This window comes from Bacillus sp. DWP3-1 (assembly GCF_049896565.1).
In the GTDB taxonomy this organism is placed as follows: domain Bacteria; phylum Bacillota; class Bacilli; order Bacillales; family Bacillaceae; genus Bacillus.
On the sequence record NZ_JAFCUN010000007.1, the window covers coordinates 49525 to 69953 of the forward strand.

General features: G+C 42.4%; 20 protein-coding genes. 2 read left to right on the plus strand and 18 right to left on the minus strand.

Annotation, left to right across the window (positions count from 1 at the left end; genetic code table 11):
• The 9 genes from ACP7A0_RS15250 to ACP7A0_RS15290 all read right to left on the minus strand — a co-directional run bounded on the left by ACP7A0_RS15250 (position 1) and on the right by ACP7A0_RS15290 (position 10000).
• Complete coding sequence (locus ACP7A0_RS15250; protein ID WP_060596001.1) at positions 1-753, minus strand: YjbA family protein; 753 nt, start codon at positions 751-753, stop codon at positions 1-3.
• 178 nt (positions 754-931) lie between these two features.
• Positions 932-1831, minus strand: coding sequence for an oligopeptide ABC transporter permease (gene opp4C, locus ACP7A0_RS15255; protein WP_081311422.1), 900 nt, complete (start codon positions 1829-1831; stop codon positions 932-934).
• A gap of 33 nt (positions 1832-1864) precedes the next feature.
• Positions 1865-2815, minus strand: coding sequence for an ABC transporter permease (locus ACP7A0_RS15260; protein WP_060595999.1), 951 nt, complete (start codon positions 2813-2815; stop codon positions 1865-1867).
• Between the two features lie 225 nt (positions 2816-3040).
• Positions 3041-4675, minus strand: coding sequence for a peptide-binding protein (locus ACP7A0_RS15265; protein WP_060595998.1), 1635 nt, complete (start codon positions 4673-4675; stop codon positions 3041-3043).
• Between the two features lie 83 nt (positions 4676-4758).
• Positions 4759-5781, minus strand: coding sequence for an ABC transporter ATP-binding protein (locus ACP7A0_RS15270; protein ID WP_060595997.1), 1023 nt, complete (start codon positions 5779-5781; stop codon positions 4759-4761).
• A complete protein-coding gene (locus tag ACP7A0_RS15275; RefSeq protein WP_045210037.1) occupies positions 5778-6758 on the minus strand; it encodes an ABC transporter ATP-binding protein in 981 nt (326 codons plus the stop codon). The genes ACP7A0_RS15270 and ACP7A0_RS15275 overlap by 4 nt, the downstream gene beginning before the upstream one ends.
• A gap of 168 nt (positions 6759-6926) precedes the next feature.
• A complete protein-coding gene (locus ACP7A0_RS15280; RefSeq protein ID WP_106061798.1) occupies positions 6927-7721 on the minus strand; it encodes a DUF2268 domain-containing protein in 795 nt (264 codons plus the stop codon).
• A gap of 77 nt (positions 7722-7798) precedes the next feature.
• Positions 7799-9040 (minus strand): beta-ketoacyl-ACP synthase II, encoded by a 1242-nt coding sequence (fabF, locus tag ACP7A0_RS15285; protein WP_060595995.1) that lies wholly within the window; start codon positions 9038-9040, stop codon positions 7799-7801.
• A 21-nt stretch (positions 9041-9061) separates the two neighbouring features.
• Positions 9062-10000: a beta-ketoacyl-ACP synthase III gene (locus tag ACP7A0_RS15290; protein WP_106156897.1), complete on the minus strand. Its 939-nt coding sequence runs from the start codon at positions 9998-10000 to the stop codon at positions 9062-9064.
• 169 nt (positions 10001-10169) lie between these two features.
• Between ACP7A0_RS15290 and ACP7A0_RS15295 the strand changes: the two genes are divergently transcribed.
• A complete protein-coding gene (locus ACP7A0_RS15295; protein WP_034663296.1) occupies positions 10170-10403 on the plus strand; it encodes a hypothetical protein in 234 nt (77 codons plus the stop codon).
• Positions 10404-10412: 9 nt separating this feature from the next.
• Here ACP7A0_RS15295 and ACP7A0_RS15300 read toward each other — a convergent pair whose 3' ends face one another.
• The 4 genes from ACP7A0_RS15300 to ACP7A0_RS15315 all read right to left on the minus strand — a co-directional run bounded on the left by ACP7A0_RS15300 (position 10413) and on the right by ACP7A0_RS15315 (position 13062).
• On the minus strand, positions 10413-10610 hold the full coding sequence (locus ACP7A0_RS15300; protein WP_003211983.1) for a ComZ family protein: 198 nt from the start codon (positions 10608-10610) through the stop codon (positions 10413-10415).
• Positions 10611-10620: 10 nt separating this feature from the next.
• A complete protein-coding gene (locus tag ACP7A0_RS15305; protein ID WP_034663299.1) occupies positions 10621-11583 on the minus strand; it encodes a BMP family ABC transporter substrate-binding protein in 963 nt (320 codons plus the stop codon).
• Positions 11584-11673: 90 nt separating this feature from the next.
• Positions 11674-12246, minus strand: a complete 573-nt coding sequence (locus ACP7A0_RS15310) for a nad binding enzyme (protein WP_106041568.1) — start codon at positions 12244-12246, stop codon at positions 11674-11676.
• A gap of 75 nt (positions 12247-12321) precedes the next feature.
• On the minus strand, positions 12322-13062 hold the full coding sequence (locus ACP7A0_RS15315) for a hypothetical protein (protein WP_060595993.1): 741 nt from the start codon (positions 13060-13062) through the stop codon (positions 12322-12324).
• Positions 13063-13273: 211 nt separating this feature from the next.
• Here ACP7A0_RS15315 and ACP7A0_RS15320 point away from each other — a divergent pair, with 211 nt between their 5' ends.
• Positions 13274-13468: a YjzD family protein gene (locus ACP7A0_RS15320; RefSeq protein WP_003211779.1), complete on the plus strand. Its 195-nt coding sequence runs from the start codon at positions 13274-13276 to the stop codon at positions 13466-13468.
• Positions 13469-13586: 118 nt separating this feature from the next.
• Here ACP7A0_RS15320 and ACP7A0_RS15325 read toward each other — a convergent pair whose 3' ends face one another.
• From ACP7A0_RS15325 to ACP7A0_RS15345, 5 genes are all read right to left on the minus strand, one after another.
• Positions 13587-14852, minus strand: a complete 1266-nt coding sequence (locus tag ACP7A0_RS15325) for an MFS transporter (RefSeq protein ID WP_034663308.1) — start codon at positions 14850-14852, stop codon at positions 13587-13589.
• A 168-nt stretch (positions 14853-15020) separates the two neighbouring features.
• Positions 15021-15200, minus strand: coding sequence for a YjzC family protein (locus ACP7A0_RS15330; protein WP_034663316.1), 180 nt, complete (start codon positions 15198-15200; stop codon positions 15021-15023).
• Between the two features lie 102 nt (positions 15201-15302).
• Positions 15303-16253: an ornithine carbamoyltransferase gene (gene argF, locus ACP7A0_RS15335; protein ID WP_106039528.1), complete on the minus strand. Its 951-nt coding sequence runs from the start codon at positions 16251-16253 to the stop codon at positions 15303-15305.
• The gene (locus ACP7A0_RS15340; RefSeq protein WP_106039529.1) at positions 16250-19330 is read right to left on the minus strand and encodes a carbamoyl phosphate synthase large subunit; all 3081 of its coding nucleotides are present in this window, start codon (positions 19328-19330) and stop codon (positions 16250-16252) included. The genes argF and ACP7A0_RS15340 overlap by 4 nt, the downstream gene beginning before the upstream one ends.
• Positions 19323-20384, minus strand: a complete 1062-nt coding sequence (locus tag ACP7A0_RS15345; RefSeq protein WP_106039530.1) for a carbamoyl phosphate synthase small subunit — start codon at positions 20382-20384, stop codon at positions 19323-19325. Before ACP7A0_RS15345 ends, ACP7A0_RS15340 begins: the two co-directional genes overlap by 8 nt.
• Positions 20385-20429: the final 45 nt, after the last annotated feature.

Below are 20429 nucleotides of genomic sequence, written 5' to 3' on the forward strand. Positions count from 1 at the left end.
CTAATTCACTTTTGATTCGTTTTCCATTTCCCAAAGCTTTTCAAAAAACGGCTGTCCCTTAATCATTTTTTCACAAAATGCTAAATGATTCTCTGACCATCCATCAATGGTTTCATTGTAAAGCATGTTCCAAATCTCTTCGAATGACATTCGTTTGATTTGATTGTACATGCGCGGGTTCCATTCCGTATACCAATACGCAATTTCTGCTCTGTTTTGAAGACCTTTTAATTGATCGAGCGCCATAAACATTAGCTGCTTCAACTGTCTTTCTTTTCTCGTTAATCCGCTGATGTGCTGCGGCGGCAAAGACAAAATATGATACTCCTTCGCCGACTCAAGACTATCCAGAGAAAATTCATATTCCTCAGCCTTCACATCTTTCACCATCTCATACACCAATTGCTCCTGCCTTGGGATTAAGCGGCTTTTCCTCACAGGAATGGAATACCCAATCGTATCCACAGCAATAATCCGGATACCGTCCGTGACCACAAAGCAATATTCTAGTTTACGCCGTTCATGATTTTTTCGAATATATGATTTCTCAAAGACAGATTCTAGCAGCGTCTTCGGCAGTTCTGAAAGATCATTCTCTATGTAATCAAACAAAGGACTCTGCACCTTGAGTAAAGGCACTTGATCTAACAGCTCCACACTGTCCTCCTTACGCCACTCATGAAAATGACACACATTGTAGCCATTTTCTTCCCCTTCAAACCAATTCACCCATACGTCATGAAGAAATAACATAACCAATCCCTCACTTTATAAAAACTGTTGTCCACAGTATGGGCAAGGGATAGAGAAATTATTCCAACTTTATTAAACTTCAAGCGGAGTGAATGATGGCGTGCATTTTTTTATTTTTATAAAGAAAACAAAGTGCGTGTCGCAGAGTCCCTTTCATCTTGTCATAAAAAATGAGGCATTACTTTAGCTTTTTAGGATCAAGCGCATCTCTCAGCCCATCTCCTAAGAAATTAAAGCATAAAACGGTCAGCAATATCAGTAAACCTGGGAAGAGCGGATACCACCACGCTTGCACCATAATCGAGAAGTTTTGTGCATCTTGCAGCATGTTGCCCCAGCTTGCTGTTGGCGGCTGTATGCCAAACCCTAGATAGCTCAGCGTTGATTCGGCTAAAATGACGGAACCTACTTTAAGTGTAGCTGACACGATAATAGGACCGATACAGTTCGGTAAAATATGCGAAAAGATGATGACATGGTTTTTCGTTCCAATGGTTCTCGCCGCGAGTACGAATTCTCTTGTTCGTAGTGATAAGAATTCACTGCGGATCAGTCTCGCGGTTGTGGTCCAGCCGGTCAAAGCAAAGATTAATATCAATTTATCAATGCCCGGTTTGAAAATGGTGACAAGCGTGATCAATAGAAAAATGTCAGGAATCGACAATACCACATCAACAAATCTCATTAAGATAGAATCAACAAATCCTTTGAAATACCCTGCTACCGCTCCAACGACGGTGCCAATGGTGATCGCCCCGACCACTGAGACGAAGCCAACTAGCAGAGAGACCCTCGCTCCATAAAGCACCCTTGAGAAAATATCTCGGCCAAACTTGTCAGTTCCCATCAAATGCTCAGCACTTGGCGGCTGGAGCCGCTTCAATAAATCTTGCTGCTCTGGTGCATAAGGGGCAATCACTGGAGCGAAAATGGCTGAAAAGATAATGACCAATAAGATCACGGAGCCGGCAACCGCCAGTTTATTTTTGAAAAATTTCTCACAAAATAAACGCAGCATCGTCTCTGGCTTTGGCGGAAGACCCTCTTTTAATTTGAGATCAACAGGAGGTGTTCCCATATTAGGCTGTGCCAATTGTGCTTCAGCTCCCTTCTAATATTCAATACGCGGATCAACGATCGCATATAGAATATCCGCTATTAAATTTCCAACCACCACGAGCACTGCGGAAATAACAGTCATCGCCATAATGACCGGATAATCTCTCGAAAAGGCAGAATCGATGAACAGCTTTCCAAGCCCTGGCCAAGTGAAAATTTGTTCCACCACGACTGCGCCGCCAATAAAGGATGGAACCATCAATCCGAAAATCGTAATGACAGGCATAAGACCGTTTCTTAACCCGTGCTTGAAAATGACTTTGTTTTCTCGAAAGCCTTTCGCTCTTGCGGTGCGAATATAATCCTGCCTCATGACATCAAGCATACTCGACCTTGTGTACCGGGTGAGCCCTGCCATATCAGCAGTTGCTAAAACAAAGGCTGGTAAAATGATGTGATGGAGCCGGTCAAACACATTAAAATCGGCATTTAAGGTAGAAACACCGCCTGTCGGGAACCATCCTAGATTCACAGATAAAACCATAATCAGAATGAGTCCAAACCAAAAGTTCGGAATAGCCAGTCCGATAAAAGATGTAACCGTAATGCCATAGTCAAGCTTTGTATATGGACGTTTTGCTGAAAGAACACCAAATGGGATGGCGATAATCAGTGCGACTAATGTAGAAAAGATCATGAGGATGAGGGTATTTGGCAGCCGGGCAAAAATCAAATCAGCCACGGGCGTTCCCTTTTTAACAATGGAAGTGCCAAAGTCACCTTGAAGCATATTGCCAAGCCATTTCATATATTGCACATATTCAGGATCGTTCAAGCCGTACTTATCAATAAAGGCTTCCCGGTCTGCGGCACTAATGGTCGGGTCCATCATGAGTGACATTGGATCGCCTGGTGCTGCTTTCATAATGGCGAAGGACAAAATAGTAATCCCAAATAAGATGGGAATGGAAAGCAGTGTCCTTCTAATGATATATGTAACCATATGCACAACTCCTTTTTCATCGGATCGCCATACTGTGATGAAAAAGGGCTAAAATAGGCTTTATTTTAGCCCTCTGTCTTCATTGCAGCGTGATATGAGAACCCTTAAAATCTAACTGGTGCTTGGTGAATGAAATCATCGTGAGCACCAGCGCGCCGGACTGACGCCGAATAGAAGGGTTTGTCTTCACGCTGAAAGGGGAGACCCCCCCTCTTCACTAACAGCCTACTGTTCAATCCACCATTTCTCGATTTTGTAATACTCATCTTTCGGGTGGTAAGAGTAGCCTTGGAGATTAGATGGCATCGCGCGATGTGAGTTGGCATAATAAAGGAACGTATATGGCTGATCTTCTGCGATCAGTTCATAAATTTTTTCATATGCCTTTGAATATTCTTTTCGATCGCTTAAGTTCTTAGCATCCACTAACAGCTTATCGACCTCTTCATTTTTATACCAGATGTTATTCAAGCCTTTTTCTGACTGGCTTGAGTGGAAGATGCTGAATTGATCAGGGAATGTGGCAAGGCTCCAGCCGAGCAGCAGCGCATCGTAATCCCACTTAGGCGGTGTCGTCTGCTCAATGAGTGCACTGAATTCCACAATTTGCGGCTTCGCTTCAACACCAATTTCTTTGAGCTGCTGCTGGACAACGACAGCGATGTCTTCACGGACTTTGTTTCCTTGGTTGGTCTTTATGACAAAGGAGAATTTTTTGCCGTTCTTATCAAGATAGCCATCTCCATCTGTATCCTCCCAGCCCTCTTCTTTCAGTATCTTTTTCGCTTTTTCTTGATCAAACTCAAATACTGGAACACGATCATTCTTCGGATAGTTCCATGACAGCGGACTTTCTGGAATGTTGGCTACTTTGCCGTCTCCATCTAACACTTGATCGACAATCGTTTGACGATCAATGGCATGTGTCAGCGCTTGGCGGACCTTTTTACTTTTAAAGAGATCATTTTTCTGGTTCCAGCCAATGTATGAATAATTGAGCCCTAGATCAGATTCAATTTTAATGTTGCTGACTTTTTCAGCTGTTTGCAGCTCTGCTCCCGGTACAGCAAAGAAATCAATATCGCCTGCTGACAGCTGGGCAATCGCTGCATTCTGATCAGGAATGGTTTTAATCGTGACGGTATCAAGGTATGGACGTCCATCCCAATAATCGTCAAAGGCTTCTAGTTTAACGTAGTCTCCTTCTTTCCACTCGGCAAATTTAAATGGACCTGAACCAATTGGATTTTTTCGGTTAAATTCATTTTCACCGAGATCCTTTACAGGCACATCACCTAAAATATGCTTAGGCAAAATGCCATAGCTTCCTAATGTGACATTATAGAAATAGGGATCTTTTTTATTGAGCTTGAATTCGATTGAGTAATCCCCTGTCTTTTTAACGGAATCTAATACTTCAAAGCCTGATCCGCGCTCTCCATTGTAGTCCTTATTGATCGGAATGCTGTATGTAAACACAACATCATCAGCCGTCAGTTCTTCACCATCATGAAACTTTACGCCTTTTTTAATGGTCACATCAAACTGCTTGCCGTCATCAGATTCTTTAATATCCTCTGCCAGCGATAGCTGAGGGTTCAGCTTTCCGTCAGTTTGAAGTAAGAAGCTGTAGATTCTTTCCTCAATATCAGAGCTTGCCACGTCTGTTGAATACAGCGAGTTAAATAACGTAGGCTCTGCAATTGAACCGATGACAAGGTCTCCGCCTTGTACAGGTTTTCCAGTTGATTTCTTTTCACTGTCTCCAGATGTTTTATTTCCACTAGAGCAAGCCGCAAGCATGAGTGTAAAGATCAGCAGTAAACTGACCAAAATGGGTTTTCTATTTCTACCTTTCATATACAATTCCCCCTATCCTTTTTTAGAAATGACGACAGATGCCGCTTCATCCCCCCTCTCAAAGATGAGATCTTCCAAGCTGATTAAGCGTCGTAGAGGTGGCAGGCAACGAAGTGGTTTGTTTTTAATTCCTGAAATGCTGGTATTTTTTCTTTACAGATTTCCTTCGTATGCGGGCATCTTGTGTGAAATACGCAGCCTTTTGGCGGATTCGCAGGACTTGGCAGATCGCCTTGAAGCATGATACGTTCTCTTTTGATCTGACCCTTTTTACGGGTAACAGGAACAGAAGAAAGCAGTGCCTGTGTATATGGATGGAGCGGTTCATCATACAGGCTGTGCTTATCGGCAAGCTCCATCATTTTGCCGAGATACATCACGCCGACTCTATCACTAATGTGCCTGACCACACTTAAATCGTGAGAGATAAATAGATATGTCAGGTCAAATTCCTCCTGAAGCTCCTCCATCAGATTAATCACCTGCGCCTGAATGGATACATCAAGTGCTGATACCGGCTCATCTGCGATGATCATTTCGGGATTCATGGCAAGCGCACGAGCGATGCCGATTCGCTGCCTCTGCCCGCCAGAAAATTCGTGAGGGTAGCGATTTGCAAAGCTTGGATGAAGGCCCACCTTTGATAAAAGCTGTTCTACTTTTTCATTTCTTTCTTTTAAGGAATATAAGTGATGTGTTTTGTAGGGTTCTTTGATGATGCTTCGAAGTGTTTTTCTAGGGTTGAGTGATGCAAAGGGATCTTGAAAAACCATTTGGATGTTTTTTCGTGTTGATTGTCTTAGCTTTGATTCTGATACGCGGGAGATATCTTGCCCTTTAAAAAAGATTTGACCGTCAGTTGGCTGATATAAGCGAATCATTGTCCGGCCTAGTGTAGATTTACCGCACCCTGACTCCCCAACAATGCCTAACGTTTCACCTTTATAAATCTTCAAGTCTATGCCGTCAACAGCTTTGACTGCACCGACTTTCTTCTGAAAGACGCCCGCTTTAATCGGAAAATGTTTTCGGATCTGTTTCAGTTCAAGGATGGTTTCTTTCTCTGTTAGATCTGTTGGCTGTGGTTGATTTTGAGCAAGGGTCATGTATGGTCTGCCTCCTCATATAAGAAGCATCTGACGCTTCTGCCATTCTCAAATGTCCTGAGCTTAGGCAGCTCTCCTAGGCAGCGCTCCTTCACTTGCGGGCATCTAGGAGCAAAGCGGCAGCCAGCCGGAAGCTGATCTGGCGCAGGGACATTCCCTTTGATCGCCGTTAACGGCTGTATGTCTCCGTCAATGACAGGAATCGATTCAAGCAGCCCTTCTGTGTAAGGATGAAGCGGCTGATCAAATAATTCTTCGACGGTCCCATTTTCAACAACCTGTCCGCAGTACATGACAATGACTCGATCTGCCACTTCAGACACGACACCTAGATCATGAGTAATGAGAAGAATAGATGTACCAAATGTCGTGCATAAATCTTTCATCAATGTGAGCACCTGGGCTTGAATCGTTACATCTAGGGCAGTTGTCGGTTCATCTGCAATGAGAAGCTTCGGATCGCAGCTTAGCGCAATGGCAATCATCACTCTTTGCCGCATGCCGCCTGATAAACGGTGCGGGTAATCTTTGATGATTTGTTCCGGTCTGGAAAAACCAACAATCTTCAGCAGATCAATCGCTTTTTTCGTCGCTTCTTTTTTTGAAAGTTTTTTGTGATAGATGAGGATTTCTGTTATTTGTTCCCCGATGGTTAGGACGGGATTAAGTGAGGTCATGGGTTCCTGAAAGATCATAGATACATCATTACCACGAATGCTGCATAATTCCTTTTCACCATATGTAACTAGGTCCTTTCCATCAAGCTTGATGGAACCGTCCATAATTTTTCCACCAGTGCCGTTTATCAACCCCATAATGGATAAGGACGTAATGCTTTTACCAGATCCAGACTCACCGACTAACGCGACAGTTTCTCCTCTGTTGATGCTGAAATCAACGCCATCAACAGCAGGTATCGGTTCTTTTTTTCGAAAAAAATATGTTTTTAAGTTTTGCACTTCAAGCAGCTTGGTCATTCATTCGCCCCTTTCTCCATAGACAATAGAAATGAATAAAAAATTCTGTCTTTTTTGAATAAAAAGAATTATCAAAATTTATATTTGTATATTATTACATTGTTATGACGAAATCAAGAAGAATTTAGTAAATTTGTAATATGTCTCTTTTTATGTGAATCATTCACTTTATGAGTCTACCGCCTTTAAAAAAGTTTCGGACGGCTCTGCAATCATAGACTCCTCGCTGATTCGGTGCTCACTGAAATACTTTTTCACAATATAAAACCCGGTGGCGTAACCAAGCATTTTGGGGTAGTTCCCTTTTCCATAAAGGAGGTTCTGTATCAGTCTTTCGTCGTCCTGCACTTTTTGATCAAGATGACTGGATACCCATTTCTTATACAAGTGCTGAAGCTGCGTTTCGTCATAGAGAGTGGTCCATTTGGCTGTATAGCTTTCTCCGTATCTATGATACACAGCATATTCAGCGAGCCCCTCCATCATGATTGTATCAAGGAATGTAAAATCTTTTTCTTCTTTCGTGAGAAAATGCAACCTGCATACATGGTGATATTCATGAGTCAGCAATGTACCGATACGTTCTTTCGGAGTATTTGGCGACAAAAAGAGAAAGACCTTGTCGTCAAATGCCATGCCGGATTGATAAAAAAATTGTTCTCTAATTTCTTTGCTGCTCTCATTGACTGGCAAAATAAAGACAGGAATGTCAGGGCCTTTCCACTGCTTTTGCAGCGCCCTGTATTCTTTCATGACGAGCTGGAAGTACCCTTTTTCTTTGAGCTTGTCGATCATGTCTTTGCATGATCTAAAAGACCGAATCATTCCGTGATGCTGCAGGTGGGAGAGAATAGAGGACCATTCTTTTTCCTCTGCCCCTTTAAAATAAGGAATAAAGCGCGATGCCAGCTCCTGAAATGATGATGATTGATGAATGAGATATTGTGTATTGACTAGACCCATACCGCTAAACACCTCCATTTTCATCATATGCAAAAAAGCGGCGATCTGTTTATAGATCGCCGCCTTCTTAGGAAATATTACGCTTCGTATTTTTTAAAGATAATTGTCGCATTATGTCCGCCAAAGCCAAGTGAGTTACTTAGAGCCACTTGTACTTCTTTTGAACGTGCTTCATTTGCCACATAATCTAGATCACATTCTTCATCCGGTGTTTCAAGGTTAATGGTTGGAGGAATGACGCTGTCTTTAATCGCAAGAACAGAGAAAATAGCTTCTACTCCGCCTGCTGCGCCAAGTAAGTGACCTGTCATTGATTTTGTCGAACTGATGGCAAGCTGATTCGCATGCTCTCCGAACACTTCTTTAATGGCCATTGTTTCAAATTTATCATTGTAAGGTGTGCTTGTTCCGTGGGCATTGATATAATCAATTTCTTCCACAGACAAACCAGCATCTCGAATCGCTTCTTTCATTGCGCGGACGCCGCCTTCTCCGTTTGGAGCCGGCGCTGTAATATGATACGCATCTCCAGTTGAACCATATCCAACAATTTCTGCATAAATTGTCGCACCGCGTTTTAACGCATGCTCGAGTTCTTCAAGAACGACAATCCCTGCACCCTCTCCCATAACAAATCCGTCACGGTTTTTGTCAAATGGACGGCTTGCTGTCTCTGGATCAGGATTTGTCGAAAGAGCTTTGTTCGCACAGAAACCAGCAAATGACATTTTTGTTAACGGCGCTTCCGTTCCGCCTGTGATCATCGCATCTGCATCTCCGCGCTGAATGACTTTAAATGCATCACCAATTGAGTTTGTCCCTGTTGCACATGCTGTCACTGTACAAGAGTTAACCCCTTTTGCGCCAAGTGCAATTGAAATTTGGCCTGTTGCCATATCTGGAATCATCATTGGAACGAAGAATGGGCTTACGCGTCTTGCTCCTTTATTTGAATACACTTCAAACTGCTCTTCAAATGTTTCAAGTCCGCCAATACCAGACCCAACCCATACACCAACACGCGGTGCGATTTCATCTGTGATTTCAAGACGTGAATCTTCTAGCGCCTTTTGAGCAGCAACGACTGCATATTGCGTGAAGCGTGCCATTTTTCGTGCTTCTTTTTTCTCCATGTAATCTTCAATGTTAAAATCTTTTAGTTCTGCTGCTACTTTTGCGGTATATTCACTTGAATCGACACGTGTGATTGGTCCAACTCCTGATACACCTGCTACAGCATTTTTCCATGTTGACTCTACATCGTTGCCAAGAGGTGTCAAAGCACCTAATCCTGTAACAACTACTCGTTTTTTATCCATTAATTTGTGCACCTCACTCTTTTATCGGCCCCATCGCATAGCGATTGCGCCCCACGTTAATCCGCCACCAAAACCAACCATTACAATCACATCGCCGTCATGAATTTTTCCGGCTTCGATTTCTTCACATAGTGAAATTGGAATAGATGCTGCTGATGTGTTTCCATACTTATGGACCGTCTTCGACATTTTTTCAACTGGCAGCTCTAGGCGTTCGCGGGCTGCTTCCATAATGCGAATATTTGCTTGATGCGGGATCAAGAAGTCAACGTCTTCTTTTGATAGTCCAGCTTTTTCGATGACGTTTACGCTTGACTCGCCCATTTGTCTTACAGCAAATTTAAATACTTCTCGTCCATTCATGATTGTATGATCTTTTTCATCTAAGTACAAGTGCTTCCCGCCTCTTCCATCGGCTCCAAGCTCAAATGAGAGAATTCCTTTCCCTTCGCTGACCTCTCCTAACACAGCAGCACCTGCTCCATCTCCAAACAGAACAGCAGTATTGCGGTCATCCCAGTCGGTAATGCGAGAAAGCTTTTCAACGCCAATGACGAGCACGTGCTTGAACGTACCTGATTCGATAAATTGTTTTCCAGTAACAAGCCCATACATAAAGCCAGCACACGCAGCGCTAATATCCATTGCACATGCTTTATGTGCACCGAGCTGCTCTTGAATCATACAAGCGACTGTCGGAAATGCTTGATCTGGCGTGACTGTCGCCACAAGAATCATATCGATATCTTCTGCAGCTACATTTGCGTCAGCTAATGCTTTTTTTGCAGCAGCAAGCGCCATATGTGATGTATTGACATCATCAGAAGCAATTCTTCTTTCTTCTATACCTGTTCTAGTACGAATCCATTCGTCAGAAGTTTCAACCATTTTTTCTAAATCAAGATTTGTTAACACTTTTTCAGGTATATAGCGGCCAAGGCCAATAATTCCAGCATTCATTGAATAAGACTCCTTTTACTCATACGAGCATGTGATATTGTGATCTTATATTAGTATCTGGTACTAATTTTACCTTATTTTTTTCTCCTTGGCAATACAAACGTCTAACCTTTCCTCTCACTTTTTTCATAGATTATTGATATACCGATAGTAGAAAGGAGCATGTGATATGGCGCAAAAAGATATTTTTTCGGCTATGATGTTTGGCCAGCCGCTTGAAAAGGAGAAAAGCAAGACAGAAGCAAAGGAGGAACGTGAGGAGACATCTCCAAGTGAAGACTCAATTGATTACATGCATGTCATGAATCAAATTGGGAACATTATGAACTCCATCGATGAACTGAAGCCTGTGTTTAAAGATGTTGGCCCTATGATTAGTGCCTTCAAGAAAAAATTATCATAAAAAAAGCCACTATTCTGTGGCTTTTTCTGATTCTGCATCTGCTTTCCCAAGCTCATATGCCTCTTGCATGACAGATGTAAACAATGATAAAAGCGGCTGAAGAGCTTCGGGCTCAAGCTGAATACCCGCTTTATCTAATTCTTCTTTTGCCTGCGGAAAATACTTCATGGCAATTTGTAAAAACTCCATCGATTTTTCGTGCTGCATCGTCGTATCCTCACTTTTCATTTGGCAGTTTGCCAGTTTTTTTGTAAGTCGCAATATCACTTTCAATATCTTTCACAAAAGCACGGTCAATGGTGGAACTAAATTTCCCCATTTCGATCACTCCTTCTTTAAAATCAAAGGAGTAGTCACCTTGTTCGTTTAGCTTGCCTTCATTAAATTTCTTCGCAATAATAGTGTACGCTTTATCCACATGCTGGACTGTGCTTGTTAAGACGGTATGACTGCCGAGGTTGGATTGATCAGTGACATATCCGATCGCTGATAAATTATCGGCTTTGATTTGTTCAATGACAGGGATATTATAACCATCGCCTGCTGGATATACAACATCTACGCCCTGCTTTTTCAATTTTTGATAGAGCTCCACGGCTTTGTCCGCATCATCCCAGTTTTCGACAAACTCGGCAAGCACTTGTACATGTTCATCTTGATATTTTGCACCTTTGATAAAGCCATCTACTTCGCTTTGCCAATCATATGTAGCAAGAATACCAATCTTTTTTGATTTTGACATATGTGCTGCTGTCATGCCTCCGAAAAAGCCCATCGCTTCACCTTTAAACGTCACATTCGCGACATTATCCGCCTGAGGCTTGTTTCCATTTACCGTGATAAATTGTGTTTTCGGATAATCTTCACTAATTAAGTTGAAAATTTCGCTGTATTCATTGCCATGGCCAATAATCAAATTGACTCCTTTTTTGTGAAATTCTTCAATGGCATCAACGATTTTCTCTTTGTCGACCATTCCTTCCTTATAATAAACATCTACACCAAATGTTGATTGAATATTTAATAAGCCTTTATAACCTTTCGTTCCCCAAACTTGATCATTAATTGTATCGGGGACGAGTAAACCCACCTTCTCAATCTGTCCTTTTAAAGGTGCCTGTGAGCAGGCAGATAATAGGAGAAGGAACGAAAAGATCATGACAAGCCGCTGATACTTCATGCCATGTTCAACTCCCTTTGCCACATGCAGGCATGAACCTGTATGTTAAATATAGGTTTATTTTATACTGAAAAAAGATAAGATGGAAGATCATTCTTGCTTTTTGTCGAAAAATGTTGAGTTTTGTCTTTTCCATTCTACCATCATTTCTTCTGCTTGTTTGTCATCCGTTTGTCTTTCTACCTTCAATTCATGTGTTTCCTGTCTTTGTTCAGTGCCCGATGCCCACTTGAACAAATCCCTTGCCACATCTTCTACAAAAAATGCTTCATCACGCTTAGTTCTTTCTTTATTAAGTGCCCATGGTCCGAACATGCGAGGGAGAATAACAGCCGGCACATTCTGATTGGACGATTCGTCTTCGGGTTTTTCGTAAAGAACCCGGTACATGCCATGCTTCGCTTTCATGTCTTTGTGTCGTTTATCTGATTCCTCTGATTGAATAAAGATGAGGTCATACGTGTCTTTTCCATCCTGAAGGTCAATGACACGGAAGAGATCATTTCTGCCGAGCCACATCATTCGCTCTTCTAATAACATCTTTTGCTCTTCTGTATGATCATGAGGACATGTGATATCCACTTGAATGCCCTCTTTCATCATATATTCACACAGCGCTAGACCAAAAAATTCATCTGCCCCTATGATCAGTCCTGTTTCCATGTTCATGTCCCCTTTTTTAGCTTATCGAATAAAAAGAAGAGCCCTTTCCATGAAGGGCTGTTATCATCCTATTCATCACAATTCTCTTTCATGCGATTTATAAAACTTGTGAATGGATTGAAAGATTCTTCTCGGATGATCAAACATATGCAAGGTGAGATCGATCTGACAATGCTCTGGATTCTTCATATGCTGATCTATAAAAGGCTTTGCATGCAGTTCATATGCATACGGTGCGCCGTTTAGTCTTTGCCATATGTGAATCGGTACATGAGCAGAATGAACAGGGCAAGCAGGGAGCGGGTACGTTTCCGCTTCCTTTTCAGAGCAGCCGTAGCTTTTCGCTAATTCTTTGATCAGCTGTTTATAAAAGAATTTGTGTTCCTTTTCTCTTTCTCGTTGTGCATAGAGATGCAGACATGGATTCACGAGCGCAATGGACCTTAGCACTTCTGGCATCTCTTCAGCAAGGCTCATGGCAACGAGTGCGCCCATCCCCTCTGCCAGCACATGAATTTCCCGGTTTAATATTTCTTGTTTTAATGTGTGATGAACGAGCTGCTTTGCACTAAAAACAGCATCTTCGCATCCCCAGTGATTCCCATGAAGATGACTATTAAACAATGTATATCCTTCATCCTTTAAGGCAGTTAAAAGCTGGTTTCTTCCATAGTGCTGAAGCCAGAATGATGTATTTTCCTGCACAAAGTGATTTCGGTCACCGAGGATAAGAATGCCAAAGCCATTTGGTTTTTGAGGAAGGTGAATGACGTTCCACTGGGAACCAAGCTGGAAAAACCGTTCGCTTACACCCATATGGCCAGCCTCCTTTCAGTGATTCTGCTTTCTATGATATGAACAACAACTCTTGTAGGAATAAGGAAATCCCCTAAAGAGAGAAGAATTCTTTTTATTTTTATAGCAGAAGGTCTTAAAATGGTCACATAAAGGCTAAAACAGTCTTTTCCCCTCACTCGTATCTATGGTATGATAATCAATAGATTGTTACATAAAGGACGGTGGGATTATGCATTATATTATCACCCTCATTTGGACTTTTCTGCTGACACATATGGCTGGTTACATCGTTGCCTCGATGAATGGCGCTGCTTATGACTTTACTTTGACTTCTATTCTTGCAGTGGTGTTTACGGTTATTTTATTCATCTTTGCTGAAGTAAGTCCAATGAAAGAAACGGAAAGTTCAACAAAACACTCTTAATACGTAAGACTTGATTGCTGAGGAAGAGCTAAAATGATGTTGATTTTAGCTCTTTTTCTTTTTGATTGAAAAGCGGTACGCTAAAACCCCCTGCAGCCACAGGGGGTTTTTTTATCGATTACACCTCGACGGTTTCGGACTTCTGTTTGTCTGCTGTCAAATGGCTTTTCGCAAGCCCTGTAAACAGGAAGATCGCGATACCAGATAAAATTTCAAGGACCCCACCGCCAGCAATGACAGGTCCTGCTCCAAACCTTTCTGCCAGAACACCTGATACGACAGCTGCAAGCGGGAGAAAAACATTTGATGAAGCATTGATCACGGCGTATACTTGCGGCTGATCGTCTTGGTCGACAGACGTTTGAATAATGACCATTTCCGGTACATTGATCGCACTAACGGCGGCACCGAATATAAAGGATGCAAGTAGAACGACCGGCAGCCATGTACTCATCCCTGTGATAAAGAACGCAGCTCCTTCAATCATACCAGCGACAATAAAGAACAAACCAAATCTCTTAATTTTCACTTTCGCTAGAGCAAAGCCCATCATAAACGCGCCGACTGCGGCAACACCTCTTAAAATGGAATACACCATGGAATCGCTTTGCAGTGCTTCTGCTACGTATACAGCAGATAGTGCCTGCCACGGTGCTGCGGCGACATTCATTAAAATACAATACAGCGTCAGTGCAAATAAAATGTGATGATTTTTGACGACGAGAAAACCTCTTTTTAAGTTATACAAATATGTATTCTTTGCTTGTTTAATGCCTGCTGCTTTTTCTTCATCGGTTTTCTTTAGTTTGACGCCGATAATAAACAGGCCGGATATGATGAATAAGGCAGTGGTGATGAGCAGGGTATCTGCAGGTCCGATTAATTTGACCAAGAGACCAGCCACCATGACTGCTGCAAGTGCGACAATCTCAAAAGAAGATTGCAGGATGGCATTTGCTTTTTGAATCAGATGCTTCGGAACAATCTGCGGTAAAATGGCCACAGAGGCTGGATTATATGCTGCACCTGTTGCCGATTGAATAACCATTAATGAGATCAATAACCATAAAGGCAATAGATGCGAAAAATGCAGAAGCGGAATAATGAGTACAATTGTTGCTCGAACGACGTCTGAAGCGAACATCCATTTAGACAAATGGTGCTTTTTCATAAGAGGTCCTAGTATTGGGGCTAACAAAGATGAAGGAAGAACGGTTACTGCTAGGAGAAGTCCTGTACCGAGTGCTCCATCCCCTCTCAAAATCAATAGCCAAAGGACGGATGTAAAAGCAAAACTTTCTCCTGTGTTTTTAATCAGTCTTGATATGAATAATGAGGTGAAGCGTTTATTCCAAACACTTTCACTGAGATTCGTCTTTTCCATCACACAAATCCTTTCAACAATATATTCCAATTACATATTTTACCTTAAATTTTCTTTTTTTCATACTGTTTTTTGAAAATTGGAACTTAATTGATTTTTATTATAAAGAAAAAAGAGGCATGACACATGCCTCTAAAGACTTATTCCTTCTGACTCTTAGTCAATTGCTTATGGCTTTCTTTGGTAGGTCCAAACACGATTATGGTTCGAGTTATCCGGAAAGACGTCGCCTGCTTGAAGCTTAATCTTTAAAGGATCTTTCACCATACTGCCGGTTTCACCGATCTCGATATACACACCATTATTCGGTGCTTTATTCCCTGATTTAAATTGATGCTTCTGACCCATTCCCATCCTCCTTTCTCGATGATGTTATTATGTCCCGTCACTTGCCTCTCCAATCCTTTATGCAAAAAGTCCCTGCTCCTACGAGTCAGGGACACTTTTCATTTAATTGGTTTGTTGATACATGAGCTCTTTGATTAACGCTTTTTGTACATGCAAACGGTTTTCTGCCTGCTGAAAAACTTTTGAGTGCGGCCCGTCAATAATGTCTGCTGTCACTTCTTCTCCGCGGTGTGCCGGGAGACAATGAAGGAAAATATAATCCTTTGCTGCATAACTCATTAGTTCGTCATTGACTTGATATTCTTTAAATTCAGCAAGACGTTTCTCTGTTTCTTCTTCCTGCCCCATGCTTGTAAACACATCGGAATAAATGACATCTGCATCTTGAACAGCAGCGACAGGGTCTGTCGTAACGATGACTTCTGCGCCTGATTGTTTTGCAAACTCACGTGCCGTGTCTGTTACTTCTTGGAGCGGTTCATAGCCTTCTGGTGATGCAACAGCAATGTCACAGCCTAGCTGCGCACAGCCAACCATCAAGGAGTGAGCCACGTTATTTCCGTCACCAATATAGGCTACTTTGATTCCTTTTAATGTTCCTTTTACTTCTTTGATTGTCAATAAATCAGCAAGTGCCTGACATGGATGGGAGTAGTCAGTCAGTCCATTGATGACAGGAATAGACGCGTATTGTGCTAGCTCCTCGACCTTCTCATGTTCAAAGGTCCGAATCATAATGCCATCTACATAGCCAGACAGCACTTGTGCCGTATCACTGATCGTTTCTCCTCTGCCAATTTGCAAATCATTTGAGCTGAGGAAGAGCGCATGTCCTCCTAGCTGCGTCATTCCCGCTTCAAACGATACACGGGTTCTAGTTGACGATTTTTCAAAGATCATCGCTAACGTTTTCCCTTTGAATAAATCCTGATAGGGATTTTGTTTCATTTCTTCCGCTTTTTCAATTAAATAAGCAATGTCATTGATTGAGAAATCTTTTAAAGTTAAAAAGTCTTTTCCGTATAATGCCGGTTGCACGTCGACTTGACTCATGCCGTCACTTCCTTTTTATATAATTCTTTGAGCGATACTGGTGATACATCTCCATTTTTCCCTTGCAGGAATGCTTGAGCTGTTTCATATTCGGTTAGAACTTGGACGCCATGTGTGAGTGCTTTTACACGCTGCTCTTTTGCCTCTTCATCTTCCCCTAAATGGATATGAAGCGACTTATCTTCGTTTTGCAGCCAAGTTTCAAAGCTGTCCGTCCAGACGTCAAAGCCTGCATGTTTCGCTTTATCTACCAATTGTTCACTGCCTTTTATAAAGAGGCTGCCTTTCTGATGCCAGATTGACGCAAACACTTTTTTCAAGGCGCTTTCGGCGTTCTTGCCTACACACATTCCTTCTCCTGTCGCTTTCATTTCAGGTGTCAGCTTTAAGTCAATATCTTGAATGGCATGTGATGAGAAGACTGGGAATTTGACCGCTGTTCCCCCTTTGTTTTTCGTTGCAGGGTTCAGTTCTTCAAGCGTCGCACCCGCTAATAATTGAGTCGCAAGCGGAATCATGTCAATGCCCATTACTTTGCTGACGACTGGAACCGTCCGGCTTGCCCGCGGATTTACCTCTAGTACAAGCGCCTGATCCCCTTTGATCACAAATTGGATATTCATAATGCCCTTAAACGCTAATTTCTTCGCTATTTGTTCGGACGCAGTATGCACCTGCTGTTTGATGTCTTCGCTGATGGAGACACTTGGTAAAATGGCAAAGCTGTCACCTGAATGGACGCCCGCTTTCTCTATATGCTCCACGATCGTTGGAATGAAGGTCGTTTTTCCGTCAGAAATCAGATCCACTTCAACTTCTTTTCCAGTGACATACTCATCAATTAAGATCGGGTACGGCAAATGATCTGGCTGATCAAGCAATGATGTCAAATGTACTTCTGACTGGACAACGATCATCCCCATTCCGCCAATGACATACGATGGGCGAATTAACACAGGGTAACCAATGATTCTGGCATGTGCGAGTGCTTCTTCTTTTGAGTCAGCCGTATTTCCTTCTGCATGAGGAAGATTCAGTTCATCAAGAAGCTGATAGAACAAATCACGATCTTCGAGCGCATCTAGCGTGTCAAAGGATGTACCTAACAACGTGACACCGGCTTTTTCTAAGCCTTCTGCTACATTGATGGCAGTCTGTCCGCCAAATTGGACGATGACGAAATCAATTTTTTCTGCTTCGACAACGTTTAAGATGTGCTCTAATGTAATGGGTTCAAAATATAAACGATCTGCGATCTCATAATCCGTACTGACCGTCTCTGGATTGTTGTTCATCATGATGGTTTCAAAGCCAAGCTTTTGCAGGGTAAGAACGCCATGAACTGCACTATAGTCAAACTCGACTCCCTGCCCAATTCGAATCGGACCAGAGCCAATGATGAGTGCACGTTGCTTTGTTTTCTCCTGATGCTCTCCATCACTTTTGCCAAAGTATGTGGAATAGAAGTAGTTCGTTTTTGCATCAAATTCTGCCGCACATGTGTCGACAATTTTAAATGAAGCCGTAATGTCATATTCTTGACGAAGCTGTCTAATGGCCTCTTCACTGTGGCCTGTAAGAAGAGCAATCGTTTCATCAAGGAAGCCCTTTTCCTTTACCTTTTTCAAGGTGTCTTTTGAGAGCGTTCCCTCATGGTTCTTCAATTCCTGTTCGAGAATGATCATATTCTTGAACACATGTAAGAAGAATAGATCAATTTTCGTCGCTTGATGAATCGTTTCGACCGTTTCTTGTCTTGAAAGAAGCTCCATGACAGCGAAGAAACGTCGATCGTCTGGTGTTTTGATCAGTTCAAATAGTTGTTCAGTCGATTGGTCTTTCAATTCTGGCAGATGGAAGCCCTTTGTTTTGATTTCAAGGGAGGCGACGGCTTTTTGAATGGCTGACTCTAAATTACGGTCAATCGCCATGACTTCGCCAGTCGCCTTCATTTTTGTTCCTAATTGACGATCTGCCTGTTTAAATTTATCAAACGGCCAGCGTGGGAATTTCACGACGACATAATCGAGTGCCGGCTCGAAACTAGCATAAGTTGTGCCTGTGAGCGGGTTTTTGAGTTCGTCTAGTGTGTAGCCTACCGCAAGCTTTGCCGCCATTTTAGCAATTGGATAGCCTGTTGCTTTTGAGGCAAGAGCAGATGAACGGCTGACCCGTGGATTCACCTCAATGACAAAGTATTCTTTACTGAGTGGATCAAGGGCGAATTGGATGTTGCATCCGCCGACTACATCCAGTGCTGAAATGATTTTCAGGCTCGCTGAACGAAGCATTTGATAATCCTGGTCTGTTAATGTTTGGGAAGGTGCAACGACAATCGAGTCTCCTGTATGCACACCAACTGGATCGATATTTTCCATATTACAAACCGTAATACACGTATTTTGACGGTCTCTCATGACCTCATATTCGACTTCTTTAAAGCCAGCGATGCTTTTTTCAACTAAACACTGATGAATCGGGCTCGCTAAAAGGGCTCCTTCAATGAGCGGTTTAAACGCTTCTTCTGTTAAAGCAATTCCGCCGCCCTTTCCGCCAAGTGTGTATGCTGGTCTTAGGATGACTGGGAAGCCTACTTCTTTTGCAAATTGAAGGGCATCTTTCGCATTATCCACAATTTCACTATCTGGCACAGGTTCGTTCAACTGCTTCATGAGAGCACGGAATTTCTCTCGATCTTCACCGTTTTCAATTGTTTCAACTGACGTTCCGAGCAGGGTTACCCCATGCTTCTTCAGCACACCGGCTTTTTCTAGCTCGACAGCAAGGTTTAAAGCGGTCTGTCCGCCAAGGTTGGCTAAAAGACCATCTGGTTTTTCCTTTTCGATGATTCTTGTCACTGAATCAACTGAAAGCGGTTCAAAATAGATTTCATCAGCAAATGATTCGTCTGTCATAATGGTTGCTGGGTTGTTATTCACTAAAATGACTTTGTAGCCCTCTTCTTTTAAGGCCATACATCCTTGTGTTCCTGAGTAATCAAATTCTGCTGCCTGACCAATGATGATTGGACCAGACCCGATGACTAGAATGGTTTGTATGCTTTGATCTTTAGGCATGTGCAACTTCTCTCCTTGCTTGTTTCACTTTCTCAATAAAATCATCGAATACCCATTCACTTTCAGCAGGACCTGGGTGTGCTTCTGGATGAAATTGAACTGACATAATTAGCTTCTCTTTATGAATGAAACCTTCTACAGATCCATCATTGACATGAAGGAATTTCACGTCCACTTCTTTGTCATTCATGCTTTTTTCATTCACCACATAGCTGTGATTCTGACTTGTCATGAAAACACGTTTGGATTCTGTATCTTGTACAGGGTGATTCGCCCCGCGGTGGCCAAATGGAAGCTTATACGTATCCCCGCCAAGTGCGAGAGCGATTAATTGATGACCTAAGCAGATTCCAAGTGTCGGGAAGGTCATCATGATGTCATGAATGGTTTTTAAATATGGCTTCATTGTTTTGGGATCACCAGGTCCATTTGACAGCAGAATCGCATCTGGCTTGATCTCAAACACCTTTTCCAGCTGTTTGTACGGAATGACGGTTACTTTACAGCCGCGCGCTTCAAGCGAATCTGCAATTGATTTTTTAAAGCCAAAATCAATGAGCGCTACATGTTCCTCGCCGCTGCCTTGTGTGTAGATCTCGTCCTCTGTCACCTGTGCGACCACATTGTCTTGTTTCATGACCGGCGGTGTTTCGTTTTCGTCTACACTGATCACAGCGTTCATCGTCCCATTAGCCCGGATGTTTTGCACGACTGCACGTGTATCTGTATGTGTCAGAAGCGGAATGTTCCACTTCTGTAAATAATCTTTTAAGCTAACCGCTGCAAGATGATGAGAGAAATGATCAGCTGCTTCATACACAACGACAGCTTTCACTTGTGGTTTTTTGCTCTCAAAGTCTTCATGATTAATACCGTAATTTCCGATGAGTGGATATGTGAAAACAATGATTTGTCCCTTATAAGAAGGATCTGTGAGCACCTCTTGGTAACCTGTCATCCCTGTAAAGAAAACCACTTCACCTGTCATGCCAGCTTCTCCTGTCAGATCTCCTTCAAAAGAGGCTCCATCTTCTAAATTTAAATAACCTTTCATGCTTGTGTCACCCCAAATTGAATAATTAGTAATATAAATGCATTT